The organism is Agromyces selenitireducens (assembly GCF_052748465.2).
This window is the reverse complement of sequence record NZ_CM188259.1, coordinates 2,279,233-2,299,415: the sequence shown is the minus strand read 5'-3', so window position 1 is coordinate 2,299,415 and position 20,183 is coordinate 2,279,233. Positions and strand designations below refer to the sequence as shown.

Below are 20,183 nucleotides of genomic sequence, written 5' to 3'. Positions count from 1 at the left end.
GCGCGGGCTGCCCGCGCCGCGGCATCCGTCGGCTCACGGGGCGGCCGCAGCGGCCTCCCAGCAGCTTCATTGCCGTCCGGCCTATCGTCGACGGTACCACGAGAGTGAGGACACCATGGGCTTCCTTGACCGGCTCTTCGGCGGCGGCGACGACCGAGCCGCCCGACCTGCACACCCCGTGCCGCAGGCGCCGTCCGGACAGCAGCCGCAGGCCGCGCCGACGCCGCAGCGCTCGCAGCTGAGCGAGGACGAGCTCGCGATCGAGCGCTACCGGTACCTGCTGCGCACCGCGCCCCCCGAGTCGATCGAAGCGGTGCACGCGGAGGCGTTCTCGAAGCTCACCCCCGAGCAGCGGCAGCAGGTGTACCGCGCGCTGGCCGACAGCGCCCCTCCCGGCGAGCGTCTGGCCTCCGACGAGCCCGCTGCGCTCGCGCGTGCCGCGACCCGTGCCGAGCTCCGCTCGCCCGGCACCATGGAGCGCGCGTTCGCCGGAGGTCCCGCCGCCGGCGGCCAGGGCTACCGCGGTCCGACGTTCGGGTCGATGCTGGGCGCCTCGATGCTCGGCACGATCGCGGGCTTCGTCGTCGGCTCGGCGATCGCGCAGGCGTTCCTGCCGGACCCGTCGTTCGACCAGGCCGGCGCCGAGGGCGCCGCGGAGGCGGGTGCGGGCGAGGCCGGAGCCGACGCCGGATCCGTCGATGCCGGGTCCGGGGACGCGGGCGGCGACTGGGGCGGCGGAGGCGACTTCGGCGACTTCGGCGGGGGCGGCTTCGGCGACTTCGGCTTCTGACGCCCGGGCCCCGGGCGTCGGCAGCGGGCACTAGGGTCGCAGCATGAGCAAGCAGGACGGCTCGTCCCGGCAGGTCACCACGGGGCCGGTCGACGACTCCGGCACGCCGATCCTGCACGTCGACATGGATGCGTTCTTCGTGTCCGTCGAGCTGCTGCGGCGGCCCGAGCTGCGCGGCAGGCCGGTGCTCGTCGGCGGCACCGCGGGCCGCGGCGTCGTTGCGGCGGCGAGCTACGAGGCACGACGCTTCGGCGTGAACTCGGCCATGCCGATGTCGGTCGCACTGCAGCGCTGCCCGAACGCGGTCGTCCTCCGCGGCGACTACTCTCGCTACGCCGAGTACTCCGAGCGCGTGATGACGATCTTCCGCGAGCTGACCCCCCTCGTCGAGCCGCTGTCGATCGACGAGGCGTTCCTCGACGTGTCCGGGGCGCGCCGCCTGCACGGCACGCCGGCCGAGATCGCCTGGACCATCCGGCGCCGCGTCCACGACGAGACGGGCCTCACGTGCTCCGTCGGGGTCGCGGCCAGCAAGTTCGTCGCCAAGGTCGCGTCGAGCCGTGCGAAACCCGACGGCATGCTGGTCGTGCCGGCCGCCGAGACGACGTCGTTCCTGCATCCCCTGCCGGTCTCCGCGCTCTGGGGAGTCGGGCGGGTCACCGAGGAATCCCTGCTGAAGCTCGGCCTCCGCACCGTCGGCGACGTCGCCGAGATGCCCGCCGAAGCGCTCACGCGCGCGGTCGGCCCGGCGCTCGCCGCCCGGCTGGCGCGTCTCGCGAACGGAATCGACCCGCGCGACGTCGAGACGCGCCGCGTCGAGAAGAGCATCGGCCACGAGACGACCTTCAACCACGACCTCGTCGACCACGACGACATCGCCCGTGAACTGCTGAGGCTCGCAACCGACGTCGGCGTGCGGCTCCGCACGGCGCAGATGGTCGCCCGCACCGTCACGCTGAAGCTGCGCTACGGCGATTTCACCACGGTGACCCGGTCGCGCACCCTTGCCGAGCCGACGGATGTCGCCCGCCGCATCTACGACGAGGCGCTCATCCCGCTCGCCGAGCTCGTCGGCGACGGCCGCCGCGTGCGCCTCATCGGCGTGCGCGCGGAGCACCTGCGCGCGGCGGGCGACGGCGCGCCGCTGTGGGACCCCGATGAGGAGTGGCGCGACGCCGAGCGGACCATCGACGAGGTGACCCGGCGGTTCGGCCGGGGCGCCGTGCGGCCCGCCGCACTCGTTCGCCCCGGGCCGAAGACCGCAGGGCCGCGCGCCGATGCGGAGGACGCTGACGCCGAGGGCGTCCGTGAGGGTCGCGACCGGCCCGACGGGCCTCTCCCGCCCGGCGCCCGCGCCTTCTCGTGAGCCGCCCGGCGTGCGGCATCCGTCAAGGCCTTTCGACGCCGACCGGGCGCGGGTAGCGTGGCGGCATGGCTGATTTCGTGCTCGAACTCGCAGACAAGGTCGCCGGCGTGGGCGTCCGGACCTCATACGCCGACAAGGTCCAGATGGGCGGCGCAGAGATCGTGCCCGTCGCGCTGGGCGCATACGGCTTCGGCGGCGGATCCGGAAAGGACGACACGCAGGGCGAGGGCTCGGGCGGCGGTGGCGGCGGCTGGTCGGTACCGCTCGGCGCCTACGTCAGCCGCGGCGGCGACGTGCGATTCGAGCCCAACGTGCTCGGGCTGCTCATCGTCGCGATCCCGCTCGTGGCCGCCACGGGCAAGGCGCTGAAGATCGTCATCCGCGCACTCAAGCGGTAGGCCCGCGGCATCCGTCGCCCGGCGTCACGCCCCACCGGGCGGGCGTATACTCGTGGTCGAACACGGGAGTCCGGTGAGCCGGGCTGAGAGGAAGGTTCTCAACCTTCGACCGTCGAACCTGATCTGGGTCATGCCAGCGCAGGGAGGGCAGAGATTCTCATCTCCCGTGCCGCTTTCCACGAGACGAAAGGGCACGACAGTGCACGAGACATCCATCGGAACCGACACCACCGGGCGCGCCGAGGCCGCCGACGGCACGGCGAACGGCACCACGGGCACGGGCGGGCGTCGCACCCGCTGGCGCGTGGTCGACATCGTCGTCGCGAGCGTCATCGGCGTCGCGACCGGGCTGGTGTTCCTCCTCTGGAACAACGTCGGCTACGCCTGGTTCATGGCCGCCGACGCGCTCACCCCGGGGCTGGGCGGCATCGCCGTCGGCATCTGGCTCATCGGCGGCGTGCTCGGCGGGCTCATCATCCGCAAGCCGGGCGCGGCGCTGTACGTCGAACTGCTCGCCGCGATGGTGTCGGCGCTCATCGGCAACCAGTGGGGCATCGAGACGCTCTACTCCGGACTCGTGCAGGGCCTCGGCGCCGAGTTGGTCTTCCTGGCCTTCGGCTACCGCCGCTTCGGCGTCGTCGTCGCGATGCTCGCGGGTGCGGCCGCCGGCGTCGGCGCCTGGACCCTCGAGCTGTTCACCTCCGGCAACCTGCAGAAATCGGCCGAGTTCCTCGCGCTGTACCTCGGCACGCTCGTGGTCTCCGGGGCGGTGCTCGCCGGCCTGCTCGGCTGGCTGGTCGTCCGCGCGCTCGCCGCGACCGGCGCCCTGAACCGGTTCGGCGCCGGACGGGACGTCACGGGACGGGTCTGATCCGTGCACCACGCTGACGCAGGCGTCGGCCCCGCCCGAGTGGATGCCACCGGGTGGGGCTGGCGCCACGCCGGCCGCCGTCGGGCGGCGCTCGACGGCCTCGACCTGCGCATCCACGCGGGGGAACGGGTGCTCCTGCTGGGGCCGTCCGGCTCGGGCAAGTCCACGCTGCTCCACGCACTCGCAGGCGTCCTCGGCGGTGACGACGAGGGCGAGCAGTGGGGCGAACTGCGCGTCGACGGCCGGCCCCCGGCCGACGCACGCGGCCGCGCCGGGCTCGTACTGCAGGACCCCGACTCGCAGGTGATCCTCGCCCGCGTCGGCGACGACGTCGCGTTCGGCTGCGAGAACCTCGGCGTGCCGCGCGACGAGACCTGGCGAAGGGTCACCGACGCGCTCGACGCGGTCGGACTCGACCTGCCGCTCGACCATCCGACATCGCGGCTCTCCGGCGGACAGAAGCAGCGCCTCGCACTCGCGGGTGCGATCGCCATGCGCCCCGGGCTCCTGCTGCTCGACGAACCGACCGCGAACCTCGACCCCGCGGGAGTCGCCGAGGTGCGCGAGGCGGTCGGCCGCGTGCTCGAACGCACCGGGTCGACGCTCGTGGTCGTCGAGCACCGCGTCGACGTCTGGCTCGACCTCGTCGACCGCGTCGTCATCCTGGGCGGCGACGGGCGGCTCATCGCAGACGGCACGCCCGACGAGGTCCTCACCGCGCGCCGCACGGAGCTGGCGGCCGCGGGCGTCTGGGTGCCGGGCGTCCCGCTCGAGGTCCCCATGACGACGGATGCCGCGCCCGGCGCCTCCGATCCCATCCTCTCGGCCCGCGACCTGTCGATCGGCCGGCCGCGCACACCCGTCCTGCATTCCGGGCTCGACCTCGAGCTCCCCGCGGCATCCTCGAGCGTCCTCACCGGGCCGAACGGCGCGGGCAAGTCGACGCTCGCGCTCACGCTGGGCGGACTGCTCCCGCCCCGGGCCGGCGCCGTGGTCGCCGCACCCGGTCTCGCGCGCGGACTCGGCGACGCGCCGATCCGATGGCGATCCAGGGACCTGCTCACGCGCATCGGCACGGTGTTCCAGGAGCCCGAGCACCAGTTCGTCGCCTCGACCGTCCGCCACGAGCTCGCGGTCGGGCCGCGCGCGCTCGACCTGCCCGAGCACGAGGTCGACGCGCGCACCGACGAGGTCATGCATCGGCTCCGGCTCGACCACCTTGCCGCTGCCAATCCGTTCACCCTCTCCGGCGGCGAAGCGCGTCGCCTGTCCGTCGGAGCGGCGCTCGCGACCCGCCCCGACGTCGTCATCCTCGACGAACCGACGTTCGGGCAGGATCGGCTCGGCTGGGTCGAGCTCGTGCGGCTGCTCCACGAACTGGTCGCCGGAGGAACCACGCTCCTGTCGGTGACGCACGACCTCGCGTTCCGCGACGCGCTCGGCACCCACCGGATCGAGCTCTCCGCACTCCGGCCCGCCGGGAGCATGCCATGAGCGGCATCGACCTCGCGCCGGCGCGCCCGTACCCGCCGCTCCGGTTCGTCGACCGCACCAACCCGGCGACCCGGCTCGCCGCGGCGATGGTGCTCACGACCCCGCTGCTCGTGACCGTCGACTGGGTGAGCGCGGCGATCGCACTCGGCATCGAACTCGTGCTGTTCGCGGCCGCCGGCGTCACGTTCGGGGTGCTCCTCCGCCGCACGTGGCCGATCCTGCTCGCGGCCCCGATCGCGGGCGTCAGCATGCTGCTCTACGGGCGGCCGTCCGGCACCGTGTACTGGGAGTTCTGGCTGGCGCGGGTCACCGACGGCTCCATCGAACTCGCGATCGCGGTCACCGTCCGCGTACTCGCGATCGGCCTACCCGCCGCACTGCTGTTCCTGCGTGTCGACCCGACCGACCTCGCCGACGGGCTCGCCCAGGTCTGGCGACTGCCCGCGCGGTTCGTGCTGGGCGCGCTCGCCGCCACTCGGCTCGTGGGCCTGTTCGTCGAGGACTGGCGCGCGATGTCGCTCTCCCGACGCGCTCGCGGCATCGGTGACCACGGCGCCCTGCGGCGCGCGGCGACCATGGCGTTCGCGCTGCTCGTCCTCGCCATCCGGCGCGGATCCAAGCTGGCGACCGCGATGGAGGCACGCGGCTTCGGCGCGGACGTCGCGCGCACGTGGGCCCGACCCTCACGAGTCGGAATGCGCGACGCGCTGCTCATGGCCATCGCCGCCGCGATCGCCGCGGTCGCGATCGCCGGGTCGATCTGGGTGGGCGCGTTCCACCCGGTGTGGGCGTGAGCGCGGAGTCGGCCATGTCGCTCGGGCCCGCCGTGGCCGCGGTGCGGCGCGCGGCCGCCTCGATGCGTCATCCGCTCGTACTGGTCGACGGCCCGAGCGGGGCCGGCAAGACCACGTTCGCCGCCGCGCTGATCGAGGCATGGCCCGGTCGGAGCCCGCGCCTCGTGCGCGTCGACGAGGCGATCCCCGGCTGGCCCGGCCTCCACCGCGGCTCGGCTCGGCTCGGGCGGTCGCTCATCGCGCCCCACCTGCGCGGCGGTGCGGGAACCGTGCACCGATGGGACTGGCTCGCCGACCGTCCCGGCGCCCTCCGACGGATGACTCCGGGACGCGCACTCATCGTCGAGGGCTGCGGTGCGTTCCAGGTGGGCAGGTGCCGTCCCGATGCGATCCGGGTCTGGCTCGACGCGCCGTACGCGATCCGCCGACGCCGCGCCCTCGAGCGCGATCGCGGTGCGTTCGATCCGCACTGGGAGGAGTGGGAGGCGGACTGGCGCCGCCACCGCCTGCGCACGGCCGCCCATCGATCGCCCGCCCTGAGGGTACGACTCGCCGACTGAACGCCGCGTGCCGGGGTGACCGTGCATGCCCCACGGACTACGGTGGGGTCATGGCAGATCCAGCGGCCGCGACCTACGTGGCGGAGTTCATCGACGGGCCCCTCGAGGGCGACTTCGAGCAGCGCTCGCTCGTGCACGGGGAGACCGAGAAGCGCGTCGGCATGGTCGCCGCCGTCGACGGCCTCGAGTCCCTCTTCTGGTACGACGCCGTCGACCAGCGCGAGGTGAACGGGCAGATCCGCGTGCGCTTCCGTTTCGACGCCGACGACTCCGATCCCGTCGAACACGACGAGGAGAACGACTGACGCGTTCGCCGCGACTCAGTCGGCGAGGAACGCGCCGACGATCACGGCGGGGTTCGCCAGCCTCCACAGCGGGCCCGGGTCGGTGATCGGCTCGTCCAGTTCGAGCACCGAGGTGATCTCGCGCTCGCCGACGCGCACGGTCACGTCGCCGACCTCGCGCCCGGCCGGTGCGGTCGCGAACGGCGCCACGTCGACGGTCGCCGCCTCGGGGACGGCGCCCCACGCGGCATCCGTTCGACCGGCCGCCGCGGTCAGCTGCGCCCGATCGCCCCACGCCGACACGGCCTCGCCGTAGGATGCGCCCGACGCGATGACCTCGATCGGCGCGGACGCAGCCTGCATGCCCTCCACCGCCGCGAGCACCGCCGGGTCGAGCGTCTCGTAATCGCCGATGCCCGTCATCGCACCCACCATCCGGCGCGGGGTCTCGCCGGTCAGTTCGCTCGCGAAGACGAACGACAGCAGCGCCTGGTCGGTGTAGCTGCGGCTGATCGAGCGGATGCCGTCGTTGCCGAGGTGCGCCACCACGTCGGGCACCCGTCGGTCCGTCGTGGTCGTTGCGGCCGAGCCGTCGAGCACGCGGCCGAGGGTCGGATCGGCCAGCGCCGACGCGGCGAGGCGCGTCAGCTCCGCCGCGGTGCCGACGTTGTCGCCCGACAGGCCCGTCGAGTCGACCACTCGGAGCGTCTCGTAGCCCTGCTCCTCGAGCCAGCCGTTCGCCTCGGTCACGTAGTTGTCGAGGTTGCCGAACGCCCAGCGGGCGAGTGTGTCGGCATGGTTGTTGCTCGATCCGAGGAACACGGCACGCACGACGTCGCGCTGGGTCCAGGACTCGCCGGGGGAGACGGGCAGCGTCCGCGAGCCCTCCGCCTGGTACCGCAGGTAGTCGGTGTAGTCCTCTGCGCCGATGCGGATCGACGGCCCGCGCTCGCCCTCGGCGATCGGCAGCGCGTCGAGCGTCGCGAGAACCGTCACGAGCTTCGCGGCCCCGCCGATGGGCTTCGCCTCGTCGTCGCCGGATGCCGCGACGAGCTGCGCCTCGCCGTCGTCGCCGACTATCGCGACGGCCGAGGCACCGCTCGCCGGAAGGGGCACCTGAGCCGCCTCGCCGGCCGCGGTGATGCTCTCGTCGACCCGGATCTCGACGTCGGGCAGCGGGCCGAGCAACATGGCGGGCGCGTAGATGCCGACGGCGAGGATCGCGAGCGCGCCGAGGGCGATGCCGACGCCGCGAGCGGGGGAGGGGCTCATGCGAATCAGGCTAACGTCACGAGCGTCACGCCCAGCCCAGCTCGTGCAGCCGGTCGTCGTCGATGCCGTAGTAGTGGGCGATCTCGTGCACGAGCGTGACGTGGACCTCATCGCGGAGCTCGTCCTCCGTCTCGGCGACGGCGAGCAGCGGTTCGCGGTAGAGCACGATGCGGTCGGGCATCTCGCCGAACCCGTACCGGTCGCGCTCGGTCAGCGCGGTGCCCTCGTACAGGCCGAGCAGGTCGAGGGAGCCGTCCTCCGGGCGGTCCTCGACGACGAAGACCACGTTGTCGAGCCCGTCGACCATGTCGTCGGGCAGGCGGTCGAGTTCGTCGACGACGAGCTGCTCGAAGGCCTCGGCGTCGAGTTGCACGGGCGGCTCCGTTCGGGAGTCGAATTGGGGTGAGTAACGGGGCTTGAACCCGCGACCTCCTGGACCACAACCAGGCGCTCTACCGACTGAGCTATACCCACCATGTGCGACCGCTGTCGCGATCGGCAACCATACGAGATTACACCACGTCGCGGGTGCCCGCTGACACCTCGGCCGTCGCAGCGGTGCCCGCGGGGGCCCGGGCCGGCGCCTCGGCCATGACCTCGGCAGCGATGGCCTGCAGCTCCTGGCTGGTCGGGCCGGGGTCGTCGACGAACACGGCGCGCCGGTAGTACCGCAGCTCGCGGATCGACTCGAGGATGTCGGCGAGCGCCCGGTGCCCGCCGTCCTTGGCGGGGGCGTTGAAGTAGGCGCGCGGATACCAGCGCTTCGCCAGTTCCTTGATCGACGACACGTCGACGTTGCGGTAGTGCAGGTGCGCGTCGAGCCGCGGCATGAACTTCGCGATGAAGGCGCGGTCGGTGCCGATGGAGTTGCCGGCGAGCGGCGCCTTCTGCTCGTCGGGCACATGCTTCAACACGTACTCGAGCACCTCGTACTCGGCCTCGGCCACCGAGACGCCGTTCGGGATCTCCTCGATCAGGCCCGAGTCGGTGTGCATCGCGCGGACGAAGTCGCCCATCGCCTCGAGCGCGCTCGCGTCGGGCTTGATCACGATGTCGAGACCCGCGTCGACGGGATTCAGGTCGTAGTCGGTGATGACCACCGCGATCTCGACGAGCTCATCGACCTCGAGGTCGAGCCCGGTCATCTCGCAGTCGATCCAGACCAGTCGGTCGCTCGAGGTTGCCATGCCGCGAGTCTAGCCGCGCGCCCCGACACTGCCCGTCGTCGCCCGGACGCGCCGAGGGTCCGCCGACGGTGCGCCGAGGGTGCGCCGAGGGTCCGCCGAGGGTGCGTCCGGGCCGCTGCGGTATCGTGGTGGCGATCGGCCCTCGTAGCTCAGCGGATAGAGCAGGAGCCTTCTAATCTCTTGGTCGCAGGTTCGATTCCTGCCGAGGGCGCCGAGGATTCCCCGTCCGGACCGTGAGCGCGATCAGCGGGTAGAGCAGCATCGACAGCAGGCCCGCGCCGACGAGCGCCGCAGCCATGCCCGAGTCCAGCGCGCCGGCGTCGACGCCCAGCGCGGTGACGGCGACGATGATCGGCAGGCCGGTAGCGGCGAAGAAGCCCGTCGACACGCGTTCCCGGGCCGTCGAGCCCCTCGGTGCGAGCAGGGCTGCCGGAATGCCGCGCGTGAACAGCAGCAGGACGGTGAACAACGGCAGCAGCAGGAGCGTCCGAGCGTCCGAGACGAGCGCCTGGAGGTCGAAGGTGATGCCGGTGTTGATGAAGAAGACCGGGACCAGCAGCCCGAACCCGACCGCCTCGATCTTCGCCTCCGTCACCTCGGCCTCGCGCTCGGAGGCGCCCTGCAGGAGCAGCTTGCCCAGCACGCCCGCGGCGAATGCCCCGAGGAGCATGTCGATGCCGAGGAAGATCGACAGTGCGACGAGCGAGAGCAGGACGAACATGACCAGGCGCACGACGAACTGGCCGCTCGTGTGCAGGCTGGCCTCGATCGCCCGGTGCAGTCGCGCACCGTCGCCGCGGAAGGCGGAGAACATCAGCACCCCCGTCACGACGGCGAAGCCGAGGAGCACGACCGTCGCGTGCAGGGGCGTCTGACCGCTCAGGAAGAGGGTGATGGCCAGCAGCGGCGCGAACTCGCCGACCGCCCCCACGGCGAGGATCGAGACGCCGAACCGGGTGCGAAGCAGGCCGGCGTCCCGAAGGATGGGCAGCAGCGCGCCGAGGGCGGTCGAGGCGAGGGCGACCGCCACGAATACGGCGCCCGCGCCTGGTTCGATCAGGAAGGCGAGCCCCAACGCGAGTGCCATCGACACGGCCCAGCCTGCACCGGCACGCATGATCGGGGCACCGCGGATCGCCTGGAAGTCGATCTCCCGTCCGGCGAGGTAGAAGAGCATCGCGAGTCCGAAGTCGGCGAACAGGGCGATGAACGCGTCCTCCTGCACCCAGTCGAGGACCGCCGGACCGAGCAGGAGGCCGAGCAGGATCTCGAAGACGACCAGGGGGATCGCGACCCAGCGGCCGACCGCACGCGTGGCCAGCGGCGCAACGGCGGCGATCGCCGGGATGAGCACGAGGGTGGACAGGTCGACCTCCACGCGGAGCCCCCTTCGTCGCGTGCGTGCACGCATGCTATCGGGAAACGGACCCTCGCGGCCGGTTCACAGCGCCGCGTCATCCGCTCGTCGCATGGGTGCCGTAGGGTCGTGGCATGCGCGACCTCCAGGCCCGGATCATCGAAGAACTGCACGTCGAACCCGTCGTCGACCCGGCCGATCAGGTGCGCCGGCGCATCGAATTCCTGAAGGAGTACCTCGCGGCATCCGGTGCGAAGGGCCTCGTGCTCGGCATCAGCGGGGGGCAGGATTCCAGCCTGGCGGGGCGGCTGTGCCAACTCGCGGTCGAGGAGCTCGCCGCCGACGGCCGTCCGGCCCGTTTCGTCGCCGTCCGCCTGCCCTATGGCGTGCAGCGCGACGAGGCCGACGCGCAGCTCGCACTCGATTTCATCCGGCCCCACGAGACGGTCGACTTCAACATCGATGAGGGCGTCGACGGCCTCGCCGCCGAGTACGCCGAGGCCGTCGGCACGCCCATCAGCGACTTCGGCAAGGGCAACGTGAAGGCGCGCATGCGCATGGTCGCGCAGTACGCCCTCGCGGGTGAGGGCGGCCTGCTCGTCGTCGGCACCGACCACGCGGCCGAGGCCGTGACGGGCTTCTTCACCAAGTACGGCGACGGCGGCGCAGACCTCCTCCCGCTCTCCGGCCTGACGAAGCGGCAGGGGCGGGCACTCCTGCAGCACCTCGGCGCCCCCGACCGCCTGTACAACAAGGTGCCCACCGCCGACCTGCTCGACCACGACCCGGGCCAGTCCGACGAGGCGAACCTCGGGCTCCGCTACGCCGACATCGACGCGTTCCTCGAAGGCGAGGAGATCGCCCCCGGCGTCGCCGAGCAGATCGAGGCGCGCTTCCTGCAGACGCGCCACAAGCGCGCCGAGCCGGTCAGCATGTTCGACGCGTGGTGGCGCAGCGCCTGACCTGCCGGCGCCTCTCGATGTCGTTCGAGGGCGAACGCGTCAGTGGCGGGATTCCGCTGTGTCCGCGGTGGAATCGACCGGCGGGTTCACGGTGACCGGTGCCGGGCCGGTGTCCGCGTCGGCGGAGTTCGCGTCGGCGGAGTTCGCTTCGGCCGCCGACGGCTGATCGATGAGCGGCGACGGCACGTAACGCTCGTGGTGCTGCTCGGCCACCCAGGAGTCCTGCTCGGCGACGATCGCCTGCTCCGGGTCGTTTCGCTGCGCGCGCCAGCGGTCGAGATCGCTCCTGAAGTCCCGGCGGGTGCGCGACGGATGCCGCTGCCACTCGAGCAGCCGCTCCCGGAACTCGACCACGGCCGGGTCGAGCTGGTAGCCGAACGTCGCCGAGGCGCGCTTGAGCTCGTGCAGCTGGTGCGACGCCCAGTCGGCGGCGACATCGGCGCCGCGGATCGGCAGCAGGCGGACCTGGAGATCGGCCTGCCCGACCGCCCGATCGGAGAGCACCTGCTCCTGCGGCGTCAGCGAATTCCAGACCGACGCCTCCGTGGCGGCGTCGATGAGCGCGGCGACGGCGGAATTGCGCAGCTCCCGGTCGCGCTGGCGGATCAGGCCGCGGACGGCGCGACGTGCGATCCACGCCGACAGGAGCCCGGCCGCCACGACCGAGGCGAACAGTACCGCGGCCGTGAAGAGCCAGGGGCGTGCGGCATCGGAGAGGAGCCAGGCGACGAAGTCATTCCACCACTGCATGAGCGCAGGCTAGCCCCGGCCGCCGCCGCGGCATGGCAGGCGCGACGGCGTGCCTCGGCGCGGGTGGGTGACGGATGCCGCGTCCCGGCCGGGTGCGGCGTCCGGCCTGATCGCGGTCGTACGCCGCGAGGCGCCGGCCGCGCGGTGCGAAGGTGCCGCCGATCTCAGCCGAGCACGGTGCCGTGCGCGGCGTGGGGTTCGATCGCCGCGATCTCGTCGTCGGTGAGGGGCTCGGCGTCGAGTGCGGCGACGTTCTGCTCGAGCTGGGCCACGCTCGAGGCGCCGATGAGCGCGCTCGCGACCTGCGGCACACGGAGCACCCACGAGAGGGCGAGCTGCGCGAGCGTCTGGCCGCGTGCGGCGGCGATCTCGTGCAGCGCACGTGCGCGGGCGAGGTAGTCCTCGCTGATACGGTCCGCCGGAAGGAAGTGGCTCGTCGCGGCACGCGAGCCGGCGGGCACGTCGCCGGTGAGGTACCGGTCGGTGAGCAGGCCCTGCGCGAGCGGCGAGAAGACGATGGCCGACGCCCCGACCTCGTCGAGGGCCGGGAAGAGCCCTTCCTCGATCGTGCGGTCGAACATCGAGTAGCGCGGCTGGTGGATGGTGAGCGGCACGCCCTCGGCGGCGAGCGCGGCCGCGGCGGCGCGGGTCTGCTCGGGCGAGTAGTTCGAGATCCCGGCGTAGAGCGCCTTGCCCTGCCGGACGGCGTGCGCGAGCGCGCCCATCGTCTCCTCGATGGGGGTCTCGGGGTCGGGACGGTGCGAGTAGAACACGTCGACGTAGTCGAGCCCGAGTCGAGAGAGGCTCTGGTCGAGCGAGGCGAGCAGGGACTTCCGTGAACCCCACTCGCCGTACGGGCCGTCCCACATCAGGTAGCCGGCCTTCGACGAGACGACGAGCTCGTCGCGGTAGGGCTTGAGATCGCTCGCGAGCAGGCGGCCGAAGTTCTCCTCGGCGCTGCCGGCCGGCGGGCCGTAGTTGTTCGCGAGGTCGAAGTGCGTGATGCCGAGGTCGAACGCCCGGCGCACGATCGCGCGTTGCGTCTCGAGCGGACGGTCGTGGCCGAAGTTGTGCCAGAGGCCGAGCGAGAGGGCGGGCAGCCTGAGGCCGCTGCGACCGATGCGCGGATAGGGCATGCGGTCGTATCGGTCCGGGGTTGCGACGAAGGTCATGCGGTTAGCCTATGGCGATGGAAAGCTTCGTTCTCGCGGGTGGCTGCTTCTGGTGCCTCGACGCCGTGTACCGCACGCTCCGTGGCGTGCACGACGTGGTCTCCGGGTACACGGGCGGTTCGCTGCCGAACCCGTCGTACGAGCTCGTGTGCACGGGCCGGACCGGGCACGCCGAGGCGGTTCGCGTCGACTTCGACCCGGACGCGATCCCGCGTGAGGTGATCCTCGACGTCTTCTTCACGCTCCACGATCCGACGCAGCTGAACCGCCAGGGCGCGGATGTCGGCACGCAGTACCGTTCGGCGATGTTCTTCGACGGCGAGGCGCAGCGCGAGCTGTTCGAGCAGGCGCGCGGACGCGCCGCCGACTGGTGGCCGGGAGAGGTCGTGACGACGATCGAGCCGCTCGGCGAGTTCTTCCGCGCCGAGGAGTACCACCAGGACTTCTTCGCCAAGAACCCGGGCCAGGGGTACTGCCTCGCGGTGGCGCTGCCGAAGGTGAACAAGATCCGACGCTCCTACGCCGACTACATCGTGGCCTGACCGGTCCTCCCCAGGGCGGTCGCGCGGTGCGCCCGTCCACGTCGGCGCATTCGGGCGACGGATGCCGCGGGAGCCGCAGCACGCTGTGGTGAACGGCATCCGGGGTCGTTCCGGCACGAGGGCCCCGGATGCCGCCAGCCGCCGACTCGCGGTGGCGCCGACCGCAAGGAGCATGACCATGACCGACCTCGTCACCGTCACCGGATTCGTGGGGAACGACCCGCGTCACAACGTCACCGACGCCGGACTGGCGATCACCAACTTCCGCCTCGCCTCGACCCGCCGGTATTTCGACCGCGCCAAGGGCGAGTGGGCCGACGGCGAGACCAACTGGTACTCGGTGGCGGCGTTCCGCCAGCTCGCGGTGAACGCCGCCGCATCCGTCTCGAGGGGCGACCGTGTCGTCGTGCACGGGCGCCTGCGCGTGCGACCGTGGGAGACGGGCGAGAAGTCCGGCACCGCAGTCGAGATCGACGCCGACGCGATCGGGCACGACCTGTCGTGGGGGCGCACCTCGGTCACCCGAACCGCCGCGATCCGCGCGGTGGACGACGGTGACCGGGCCGCGGCCGCGGGCGACTCCGAGGCCGGCGCGGCGGCGTCTGCGGGGGAGGACGCGTGGACGCGGCCCGGCACTGCAGGCGAGTGGCCCGGCGACCGGCATGCGGCGGCACCGGGCTCGTCGCCCGCAGACGACGCCGCGGCCGGCACGCCCGGCGGCCTGTCGGCATCGAGTGCCATGTCGCCGAGCGACGAGGAGACGGCGGTCGAGGCCGTGGCGATCGGGAGCTGACCGGCTCGTCGTCGAGGCGACGGCCTCCCGTCCGCGCGGCGCACGGGAGGGCGACGTAGACTCGGCTCCGGCTGGTCAAGGGACCGACGAGGGGTGCGATGGGACGGCGGAACGCGCGGGCGATCATCGCTGGGCTCGCCTGCGCCACCGCTCTCCTCCTCACGGGATGCGCGACCGCCGATCCCGCCCCGAGCGCGACTCCGACCGCGACCGTGGAGGCCGACTCCGCACCGCGCCCGGTGCCGACGACGATCGCCCCGCCCGAGAACGTCGACCTCGTCCTGCGGCCGGAGCTGTCGGCGGCCGAGAACCTCGCGTTCTTCGACTCCGTCAACCGGGCCGTGATCGCCGCCGACCCGTCGGCCGGCGGCCGCGCGTTCATCGACGCACTCGTGGCGGCCGGCTTCGACAGAGCGGGGATGCAGGTCACCGCCGACACCACCACGCTCGGCGAACCGGCCGATTCGATCCAGTTCGCCGTGGGTCTCGGTCCCGACTGCCTCGTCGGACAGTACGGCGCGAAGTCCGACGGCTACCAGAGCGCGGTGCGTCCGGCGCTCGGCACGGGCGGCTGCCTCATCGGCGACACGCGCCCCATAGACTGGTAGCGACATGGCGGATTACATTTACTCGATGGTGCGCGCCCGCAAGGCGGTCGGCGACAAGCTCATTCTCGATGACGTCACGATGGCGTTCCTCCCCGGTGCCAAGATCGGCGTCGTCGGGCCGAACGGCGCGGGCAAGTCCACGATCCTGAAGATCATGGCCGGCATCGACCAGCCCTCCAACGGCGAGGCGCGGCTCACGCCCGGCTTCTCGGTCGGCATCCTCATGCAGGAGCCCGAGCTCGACGAGACGAAGACCGTGCTCGAGAACGTCCAGGAGGGCGTGGGCCCGATCAAGGCGAAGATCGACCGGTTCAACGAGATCTCGGCCGAGATGGCGAACCCCGACGCCGACTTCGACACCCTGCTCGCCGAGATGGGCACGCTGCAGGAGGAGATCGACGCGGCCGACGCGTGGGACCTCGACTCGCAGCTCGACCAGGCGATGGACGCGCTCCGCTGTCCGCCGAGCGACACCCCCGTCTCGGTACTCTCGGGCGGCGAGAAGCGACGTGTCGCGCTCTGCAAGCTGCTGCTGCAGAAGCCCGACCTCCTGCTGCTCGACGAGCCCACGAACCACCTCGACGCCGAGAGCGTGCTGTGGCTCGAGCAGCACCTCGCGAAGTACCCCGGCGCCGTGCTCGCCGTCACGCACGACCGGTACTTCCTCGACCACGTCGCGGAGTGGATCTGCGAGGTCGACCGCGGCCGGCTCTACCCGTACGAGGGCAACTACTCGACCTACCTCGAGAAGAAGTCCGAGCGCCTCCAGGTGCAGGGCAAGAAGGACCAGAAGCTCCAGAAGCGCCTCAAGGAGGAGCTGGAGTGGGTCCGCTCGAACGCCAAGGGCCGTCAGGCCAAGTCGAAGGCGCGACTCGCGCGCTACGAGGAGATGGCGGCCGAGGCCGAGCGCACGCGGAAGCTCGACTTCGAGGAGATCCAGATCCCGCCGGGCCCGCGCCTGGGTGACGTCGTGCTCGAGGCGAAGAAGCTGCAGAAGGGATTCGGCGACTGCACCCTCATCGACGGACTCAGTTTCTCGCTGCCGCGCAACGGCATCGTCGGCATCATCGGCCCGAACGGCGTCGGCAAGACCACGCTCTTCAAGACCATCGTCGGGCTCGAGCCGCTCGACAGCGGCGACCTGAAGATCGGCGAGACGGTGCAGATCTCCTACGTCGACCAGACCCGCGGTGGCATCGATCCGAACAAGACACTGTGGGAGGTCGTCTCCGACGGGCTCGACTACATCCAGGTCGGCAAGACCGAGGTCCCGAGCCGCGCCTACGTGTCCACGTTCGGCTTCAAGGGCCCCGACCAGCAGAAGCGCGCCGGCATCCTCTCGGGCGGTGAGCGCAACCGCCTGAACCTCGCGCTCACGCTGAAGCAGGGCGGCAACCTGCTGCTGCTCGACGAGCCCACCAACGACCTCGACGTCGAGACCCTGTCGAGCCTCGAGAACGCGTTGCTCGAGTACCCCGGCTGCGCCGTCGTCATCACGCACGACCGGTGGTTCCTCGACCGCATCGCCACGCACATCCTCGCGTACGAGGGCACCGACGACGACCCGGCCAACTGGTACTGGTTCGAGGGCAACTTCGAGGCGTACGAGGCCAACAAGGTCGAGCGCCTCGGACCCGAGGCCGCGAAGCCGCACCGTTCCGCGTACCGCAAGCTCACGAGGGACTGACGTGCGCCTGCACGTGCCCACGCCGCTGCGCTGGAGCGACCTCGACGCGTACGGGCACGTGAACAACGCCCGGATGCTGAGCCTCCTCGAGGAGGCTCGCATCCAGGCGTTCTGGGTGTCGGATGCCGCGACCGAGCACGCCGCGGGCGCGTCGACCGCGGTGCTCGACGCTGGCCCCGGGTCCGGCACGATCACGCTCATCGCGCGCCAGGAGGTCGAGTACCTCGCGCCGATCCCGTACCAGCGGCAACCGCTCGACATCGAGCTCTGGATCGGCCACATGGGCGGCGCGAGCCTCGACGTCTGCTACGAGGTCCACTCGCCCGTGGGCGTCGAGCCCCGCACGCTCTACACGCGTGCGGTCACCACGATCGTCGTGGTCGACGCGGCCACCGAACGTCCGCGTCGGATCACCGAGGCCGAGCGTGCGGCGTGGGAGCCGTACCTGGGCGAGCCGATCGCGTTCCGTCGGCGCTGATCAGCGTTCGAGGGGCTCGTCGCTGAATGACCCCTCCCACACCGCGCGGCTGCCGGACTCGCCGATCTGGATGATCGTCCACGTCGCACCCGCGCCGACGCCGACCGCCGCGATCACGAGGAGCACGACCACGGCGATCCGGCCCGGGGAGGTCCGCGTCGTCGACGGCGCGTACCCGCGCGCCGCGGCGACCTCCGGGTCGGTGCGGTCGCGCCGCTGCGAGCGTTCGACGATGGCGAGCGCGGCGACGAGGGCCGCGACCGCCACGAGCCCGTACATCCACGGCACGATGTCCTCGCCCTGCGCGGTGTGCTCCTGGATCAGCGGCGCCGACGGGACGCGCGCCTCGAGCCACTTGCCGGCCTCGATGGTGAGGTAGGTCACGCCCAGCATCAGCAGCGCCGCGAGCAGCGCGGGGATCCACAGCGCACGGCGGGCGGCCGGCCATGCGGCGAGGACCACCAACAGCAGGGCCAGGGCGGGCACCCCCACGACCATGACGTGCACGATCAGCACGTGCAGGGGGAGTCCGGCGAACTCGTAGTCGAGCATCGGCGTCAACCGGCGACGACGCGGTCGCCGTCGACGGTGACCGCGACGGACCCGAGCGGTTCGAGCGCCGGCCCCACCTCGACGTCTCCCGTGGCCGCGTCGAAGACCGAACCATGGCAGGGGCACTCGAACTTCGATCCTGCCGCGGCGACGACGCAGCCCTGGTGGGTGCAGATCGCGCTGTACGCGACGACCTCGCCCGCCGTCGGCTGGGCGAGGAGCACCGGCTCGCCGCCGATGGTGGCATCGATGCTGCCGCCGACCGGGATGTCGGCGAGCGCCGCGACGTCCTCGCCCGTGGCATCCGCTGCACCGTTCGTGGGTGCCGCCGAGTCGTCGTCTGAGCCGTCGGCGGTGGACGCGGCCGAGCCGTCGTCCGAGGCCGCACATCCGGCGAGGACCAGCGCACCGCCGATCGCGCCGGTGCCGCCCAATGCGAGCGCAGTGCGGCGGGAGAGTTCGCGAGCGTCGTCCATATCGGTGCCTCCCTGTGGCCGGCCGCGGGCGCGGCACTGGTGCCATTCTGCGATAAACGAGGGCCCGGAGCCCGGATCACGCGGCGTTCGCTCAGCAAACACTCCGCGATGCGGCATGGGTTCAGCCGACCGAGTCCGGGTCGGGCACGCGAACCATGCCCTCCTGGGCGACGCTCGCCACGAGCACGCCGTCGCGCGTGTAGATCCGGCCGAGCGACAGGCCGCGGCCGCCGCTCGCCGACGGGGACTCCATCGTGTACAGCAGCCACTCGTCGACGCGCGCGTCGCGATGCCACCACATCGCGTGGTCGAGGCTCGCCACCTTGAGGCCGGGCGTCGCCCACGCGATCCCGTGCGCCCGCAGCACGGGCTCCAGGATCGAGTAGTCGCTCGCGTAGGCGAGCGCTGCGCGGTGCTGGCGGGGGTCGTCGGGCAGGCGGCCGAAGGCCTTCATCCACACGGCCTGGCGCGGCATCCTCTCGCCGTCGACCTTCAGGTACACCGGCGACGGGATGTGCCGGACGTCGAACGCCCGCTCGCTCGACCAGTAGCGGGCGACGTCGTGCTCGAGGTGCCCGAGCACGTCGGCCGTCGACGGCAGGCCGTCGGGATCCGGCAGGTCGGCCGGCATCTCCATCTGGTGCTGGAGGCCGTCGTCATGGCTCTGGAACGATGCGATGAGCGACAGGATGGGCTCGCCGTGCTGGAATGCCTGCGTGCGCCGCGTCGAGAACGACCGGCCGTCGTGGATGCGGTCGACGGCGAACGTGATCGGGTGCTGCGCGTCGCCGGGACGGAGGAAGTAGCCGTGCATCGAGTGGATCGTGCGATCGTCGGGCACCGTGTGGGTGGCCGCCGTGATCGACTGCGCGAGCACCTGGCCGCCGAAGACGCGGCCGAGGGGCATCCACTGCGATGGCCCCGTGAAGATGTCCTCATGCGTGCGCGCACCGGTGTCGGTGAGCCGCAGTGTGCTCAGCAGGCCGTCGATCGGACCGTTCATCGTTCCTCCGTGTGGTCGGTCGGCCGCCGATCAGCCCGCCCGCGGCGCCCGGCGGCGGGGGCCGCGGCGCTCTCTCGGTAGTCTAGACAGGCCATGGTCCAGCAATTCACGCTCGCCGACAGCCTGTCGCTCGGCGACCTCCACACGTACCTGCAGCGGGCGTCGCGTGTCGAGGACGGTGCGGTGCGCCTGGTCGCGGGCAACGACATCCTCGCCGTGTACACGGCGATCCTCTATCCGCGCGGCATCCTCGACGAGAGCCCGACCGTGCTGGGCCTGCGGACCTTCCAGCTCTTCGAGACCGACGACTTCGACGTGGTCGTGCCGATGCGCTCGGTCGTCGACCGCATCGTGCGCGCCCGTGGCGAGCTCGACGACGACGAGGGAGCGGAGCCCCGGCCGGTCACGATGACCAGGCCGCCCGAGGTCAACACCGTCACTTGGGCGGGCATCTCGCCGCCGCGGGGCGGCTGGCGCGCCCTCGGCGAGACGGATGCCGCGACGCTCGAGCGTGCCGCGCGTGCCGGCATCGACGAGGTCGCGAAGGCCATCCCCGAGGGCACCGGCGAGCAGCTCGTGCAGCGCGTGCGCTCGGAGGTGTGGGGTCGCGGCGTCGATGGCCTCGAGTACGTGCCTGCCGGTGCGGCGTTCGCGGCGTTCAGCCTGGGGTTCCTCGGCGACGACCCCATCTCGGTGTTCGAGACCGGCCCGTGGACGCGGCTCAGCTCGCGGCGGGGGCACGTGCTCGTGCGACGGAAGGCGTGGACGCTGAAGGCGTAGGCTGCGG

24 protein-coding genes, 2 tRNA genes and 1 riboswitch are annotated in these 20,183 nt (G+C 72.0%); of the genes, 16 read left to right on the top strand and 10 right to left on the bottom strand.

Annotation, left to right across the window (positions count from 1 at the left end):
- Nucleotides 1-115 precede the first annotated feature (115 nt).
- The 8 genes from ACULK4_RS10715 to ACULK4_RS10680 all read left to right on the top strand — a co-directional run bounded on the left by ACULK4_RS10715 (nucleotide 116) and on the right by ACULK4_RS10680 (nucleotide 6,578).
- Nucleotides 116-790: a hypothetical protein gene (locus ACULK4_RS10715; protein ID WP_445964409.1), complete on the top strand. Its 675-nt coding sequence runs from the start codon at nucleotides 116-118 to the stop codon at nucleotides 788-790.
- Nucleotides 791-833: 43 nt separating this feature from the next.
- Nucleotides 834-2,156 carry a DNA polymerase IV gene (locus tag ACULK4_RS10710; RefSeq protein WP_445964408.1) on the top strand — a complete coding sequence of 441 codons (1,323 nt, stop codon included), beginning with the start codon at nucleotides 834-836 and terminating at the stop codon, nucleotides 2,154-2,156.
- A 65-nt stretch (nucleotides 2,157-2,221) separates the two neighbouring features.
- Nucleotides 2,222-2,554: a hypothetical protein gene (locus tag ACULK4_RS10705; protein WP_445964407.1), complete on the top strand. Its 333-nt coding sequence runs from the start codon at nucleotides 2,222-2,224 to the stop codon at nucleotides 2,552-2,554.
- Nucleotides 2,555-2,606: 52 nt separating this feature from the next.
- Nucleotides 2,607-2,716: riboswitch (TPP riboswitch) on the top strand.
- A gap of 37 nt (nucleotides 2,717-2,753) precedes the next feature.
- Entirely contained in the window at nucleotides 2,754-3,425 is a 672-nt protein-coding gene (locus ACULK4_RS10700; RefSeq protein WP_445964406.1) for an ECF transporter S component, read from the top strand.
- A gap of 3 nt (nucleotides 3,426-3,428) precedes the next feature.
- The gene (locus ACULK4_RS10695; protein ID WP_445964405.1) at nucleotides 3,429-4,919 is read left to right on the top strand and encodes an ABC transporter ATP-binding protein; all 1,491 of its coding nucleotides are present in this window, start codon (nucleotides 3,429-3,431) and stop codon (nucleotides 4,917-4,919) included.
- The gene (locus tag ACULK4_RS10690) at nucleotides 4,916-5,713 is read left to right on the top strand and encodes an energy-coupling factor transporter transmembrane component T family protein (RefSeq protein ID WP_445964404.1); all 798 of its coding nucleotides are present in this window, start codon (nucleotides 4,916-4,918) and stop codon (nucleotides 5,711-5,713) included. The genes ACULK4_RS10695 and ACULK4_RS10690 overlap by 4 nt, the downstream gene beginning before the upstream one ends.
- Before the next feature lie 14 nt (nucleotides 5,714-5,727).
- Nucleotides 5,728-6,273: a nucleoside/nucleotide kinase family protein gene (locus ACULK4_RS10685; protein WP_445964403.1), complete on the top strand. Its 546-nt coding sequence runs from the start codon at nucleotides 5,728-5,730 to the stop codon at nucleotides 6,271-6,273.
- Nucleotides 6,274-6,323: 50 nt separating this feature from the next.
- Nucleotides 6,324-6,578, top strand: a complete 255-nt coding sequence (locus tag ACULK4_RS10680; RefSeq protein ID WP_445964402.1) for a hypothetical protein — start codon at nucleotides 6,324-6,326, stop codon at nucleotides 6,576-6,578.
- 15 nt (nucleotides 6,579-6,593) lie between these two features.
- On the opposite strand, the gene ACULK4_RS10675 is transcribed toward ACULK4_RS10680, so the two are convergent.
- The 4 genes from ACULK4_RS10675 to orn all read right to left on the bottom strand — a co-directional run bounded on the left by ACULK4_RS10675 (nucleotide 6,594) and on the right by orn (nucleotide 9,016).
- Nucleotides 6,594-7,829 (bottom strand): D-alanyl-D-alanine carboxypeptidase family protein, encoded by a 1,236-nt coding sequence (locus ACULK4_RS10675; RefSeq protein WP_445964401.1) that lies wholly within the window; start codon nucleotides 7,827-7,829, stop codon nucleotides 6,594-6,596.
- Between the two features lie 25 nt (nucleotides 7,830-7,854).
- Nucleotides 7,855-8,202: a metallopeptidase family protein gene (locus tag ACULK4_RS10670; protein ID WP_445964400.1), complete on the bottom strand. Its 348-nt coding sequence runs from the start codon at nucleotides 8,200-8,202 to the stop codon at nucleotides 7,855-7,857.
- 25 nt (nucleotides 8,203-8,227) lie between these two features.
- Nucleotides 8,228-8,303 (bottom strand) — tRNA-His (locus ACULK4_RS10665).
- 38 nt (nucleotides 8,304-8,341) lie between these two features.
- The gene (gene orn, locus ACULK4_RS10660; protein ID WP_445964399.1) at nucleotides 8,342-9,016 is read right to left on the bottom strand and encodes an oligoribonuclease; all 675 of its coding nucleotides are present in this window, start codon (nucleotides 9,014-9,016) and stop codon (nucleotides 8,342-8,344) included.
- Between the two features lie 138 nt (nucleotides 9,017-9,154).
- On the opposite strand from orn, the gene ACULK4_RS10655 reads away from it, so the two are divergent.
- A tRNA-Arg gene (locus tag ACULK4_RS10655) sits at nucleotides 9,155-9,227 on the top strand.
- Here the strand turns inward: ACULK4_RS10655 and ACULK4_RS10650 are convergent.
- Nucleotides 9,189-10,427 carry a cation:proton antiporter gene (locus tag ACULK4_RS10650; protein WP_445964711.1) on the bottom strand — a complete coding sequence of 413 codons (1,239 nt, stop codon included), beginning with the start codon at nucleotides 10,425-10,427 and terminating at the stop codon, nucleotides 9,189-9,191. The genes ACULK4_RS10655 and ACULK4_RS10650 overlap by 39 nt on opposite strands.
- An 80-nt stretch (nucleotides 10,428-10,507) precedes the next feature.
- Here ACULK4_RS10650 and nadE point away from each other — a divergent pair, with 80 nt between their 5' ends.
- Nucleotides 10,508-11,335 carry an NAD(+) synthase gene (gene nadE / locus ACULK4_RS10645; protein ID WP_445964398.1) on the top strand — a complete coding sequence of 276 codons (828 nt, stop codon included), beginning with the start codon at nucleotides 10,508-10,510 and terminating at the stop codon, nucleotides 11,333-11,335.
- A 39-nt stretch (nucleotides 11,336-11,374) separates the two neighbouring features.
- Here the strand turns inward: nadE and ACULK4_RS10640 are convergent, their stop codons facing one another.
- Together ACULK4_RS10640 and ACULK4_RS10635 are read right to left on the bottom strand one after the other, a co-directional pair.
- The gene (locus ACULK4_RS10640) at nucleotides 11,375-12,085 is read right to left on the bottom strand and encodes a hypothetical protein (RefSeq protein ID WP_445964397.1); all 711 of its coding nucleotides are present in this window, start codon (nucleotides 12,083-12,085) and stop codon (nucleotides 11,375-11,377) included.
- A gap of 164 nt (nucleotides 12,086-12,249) precedes the next feature.
- The gene (locus ACULK4_RS10635) at nucleotides 12,250-13,257 is read right to left on the bottom strand and encodes an aldo/keto reductase (RefSeq protein ID WP_445964396.1); all 1,008 of its coding nucleotides are present in this window, start codon (nucleotides 13,255-13,257) and stop codon (nucleotides 12,250-12,252) included.
- 17 nt (nucleotides 13,258-13,274) lie between these two features.
- Between ACULK4_RS10635 and msrA the strand changes: the two genes are divergently transcribed.
- The 5 genes from msrA (at nucleotide 13,275) to ACULK4_RS10610 (ending at nucleotide 17,365) form a co-directional block, all read left to right on the top strand.
- Complete coding sequence (gene msrA, locus ACULK4_RS10630; RefSeq protein WP_445964395.1) at nucleotides 13,275-13,799, top strand: peptide-methionine (S)-S-oxide reductase MsrA; 525 nt, start codon at nucleotides 13,275-13,277, stop codon at nucleotides 13,797-13,799.
- Between the two features lie 178 nt (nucleotides 13,800-13,977).
- Nucleotides 13,978-14,592: a single-stranded DNA-binding protein gene (locus ACULK4_RS10625; RefSeq protein WP_445964394.1), complete on the top strand. Its 615-nt coding sequence runs from the start codon at nucleotides 13,978-13,980 to the stop codon at nucleotides 14,590-14,592.
- A gap of 98 nt (nucleotides 14,593-14,690) precedes the next feature.
- Nucleotides 14,691-15,200, top strand: a complete 510-nt coding sequence (locus ACULK4_RS10620; RefSeq protein WP_445964393.1) for a DUF6993 domain-containing protein — start codon at nucleotides 14,691-14,693, stop codon at nucleotides 15,198-15,200.
- A gap of 4 nt (nucleotides 15,201-15,204) precedes the next feature.
- The gene (gene ettA / locus ACULK4_RS10615; protein WP_445964392.1) at nucleotides 15,205-16,887 is read left to right on the top strand and encodes an energy-dependent translational throttle protein EttA; all 1,683 of its coding nucleotides are present in this window, start codon (nucleotides 15,205-15,207) and stop codon (nucleotides 16,885-16,887) included.
- Nucleotide 16,888: 1 nt separating this feature from the next.
- On the top strand, nucleotides 16,889-17,365 hold the full coding sequence (locus tag ACULK4_RS10610) for an acyl-CoA thioesterase (protein WP_445964391.1): 477 nt from the start codon (nucleotides 16,889-16,891) through the stop codon (nucleotides 17,363-17,365).
- On the opposite strand, the gene ACULK4_RS10605 is transcribed toward ACULK4_RS10610, so the two are convergent.
- The 3 genes from ACULK4_RS10605 to ACULK4_RS10595 all read right to left on the bottom strand — a co-directional run bounded on the left by ACULK4_RS10605 (nucleotide 17,366) and on the right by ACULK4_RS10595 (nucleotide 19,396).
- Nucleotides 17,366-17,917, bottom strand: coding sequence for a hypothetical protein (locus tag ACULK4_RS10605; RefSeq protein WP_445964390.1), 552 nt, complete (start codon nucleotides 17,915-17,917; stop codon nucleotides 17,366-17,368).
- Nucleotides 17,918-17,922: 5 nt separating this feature from the next.
- Nucleotides 17,923-18,393: a QcrA and Rieske domain-containing protein gene (locus ACULK4_RS10600; protein ID WP_445964389.1), complete on the bottom strand. Its 471-nt coding sequence runs from the start codon at nucleotides 18,391-18,393 to the stop codon at nucleotides 17,923-17,925.
- A gap of 121 nt (nucleotides 18,394-18,514) precedes the next feature.
- Nucleotides 18,515-19,396, bottom strand: coding sequence for an acyl-CoA thioesterase (locus ACULK4_RS10595; RefSeq protein WP_445964388.1), 882 nt, complete (start codon nucleotides 19,394-19,396; stop codon nucleotides 18,515-18,517).
- Nucleotides 19,397-19,489: 93 nt separating this feature from the next.
- Here ACULK4_RS10595 and ACULK4_RS10590 point away from each other — a divergent pair, with 93 nt between their 5' ends.
- Nucleotides 19,490-20,176, top strand: coding sequence for a DUF8185 domain-containing protein (locus tag ACULK4_RS10590; RefSeq protein ID WP_445964387.1), 687 nt, complete (start codon nucleotides 19,490-19,492; stop codon nucleotides 20,174-20,176).
- The last annotated feature ends 7 nt before the right edge of the window (nucleotides 20,177-20,183 follow it).

Coding starts and splice junctions, on each gene's coding strand:
- ACULK4_RS10715 (WP_445964409.1), top strand. CDS start 116: ATGGGCTTCCTTGACCGGCTCTTCGGCGGCGGCGACGACCGAGCCGCC.
- ACULK4_RS10710 (WP_445964408.1), top strand. CDS start 834: ATGAGCAAGCAGGACGGCTCGTCCCGGCAGGTCACCACGGGGCCGGTC.
- ACULK4_RS10705 (WP_445964407.1), top strand. CDS start 2,222: ATGGCTGATTTCGTGCTCGAACTCGCAGACAAGGTCGCCGGCGTGGGC.
- ACULK4_RS10690 (WP_445964404.1), top strand. CDS start 4,916: ATGAGCGGCATCGACCTCGCGCCGGCGCGCCCGTACCCGCCGCTCCGG.
- ACULK4_RS10685 (WP_445964403.1), top strand. CDS start 5,728: ATGTCGCTCGGGCCCGCCGTGGCCGCGGTGCGGCGCGCGGCCGCCTCG.
- ACULK4_RS10680 (WP_445964402.1), top strand. CDS start 6,324: ATGGCAGATCCAGCGGCCGCGACCTACGTGGCGGAGTTCATCGACGGG.
- ACULK4_RS10675 (WP_445964401.1), bottom strand. CDS start 7,829: ATGAGCCCCTCCCCCGCTCGCGGCGTCGGCATCGCCCTCGGCGCGCTC.
- orn (WP_445964399.1), bottom strand. CDS start 9,016: ATGGCAACCTCGAGCGACCGACTGGTCTGGATCGACTGCGAGATGACC.
- ACULK4_RS10650 (WP_445964711.1), bottom strand. CDS start 10,427: ATGCGTGCACGCACGCGACGAAGGGGGCTCCGCGTGGAGGTCGACCTG.
- nadE (WP_445964398.1), top strand. CDS start 10,508: ATGCGCGACCTCCAGGCCCGGATCATCGAAGAACTGCACGTCGAACCC.
- ACULK4_RS10640 (WP_445964397.1), bottom strand. CDS start 12,085: ATGCAGTGGTGGAATGACTTCGTCGCCTGGCTCCTCTCCGATGCCGCA.
- ACULK4_RS10635 (WP_445964396.1), bottom strand. CDS start 13,257: ATGACCTTCGTCGCAACCCCGGACCGATACGACCGCATGCCCTATCCG.
- msrA (WP_445964395.1), top strand. CDS start 13,275: ATGGAAAGCTTCGTTCTCGCGGGTGGCTGCTTCTGGTGCCTCGACGCC.
- ACULK4_RS10625 (WP_445964394.1), top strand. CDS start 13,978: ATGACCGACCTCGTCACCGTCACCGGATTCGTGGGGAACGACCCGCGT.
- ACULK4_RS10620 (WP_445964393.1), top strand. CDS start 14,691: ATGGGACGGCGGAACGCGCGGGCGATCATCGCTGGGCTCGCCTGCGCC.
- ettA (WP_445964392.1), top strand. CDS start 15,205: ATGGCGGATTACATTTACTCGATGGTGCGCGCCCGCAAGGCGGTCGGC.
- ACULK4_RS10605 (WP_445964390.1), bottom strand. CDS start 17,917: ATGCTCGACTACGAGTTCGCCGGACTCCCCCTGCACGTGCTGATCGTG.
- ACULK4_RS10600 (WP_445964389.1), bottom strand. CDS start 18,393: ATGGACGACGCTCGCGAACTCTCCCGCCGCACTGCGCTCGCATTGGGC.
- ACULK4_RS10595 (WP_445964388.1), bottom strand. CDS start 19,396: ATGAACGGTCCGATCGACGGCCTGCTGAGCACACTGCGGCTCACCGAC.
- ACULK4_RS10590 (WP_445964387.1), top strand. CDS start 19,490: ATGGTCCAGCAATTCACGCTCGCCGACAGCCTGTCGCTCGGCGACCTC.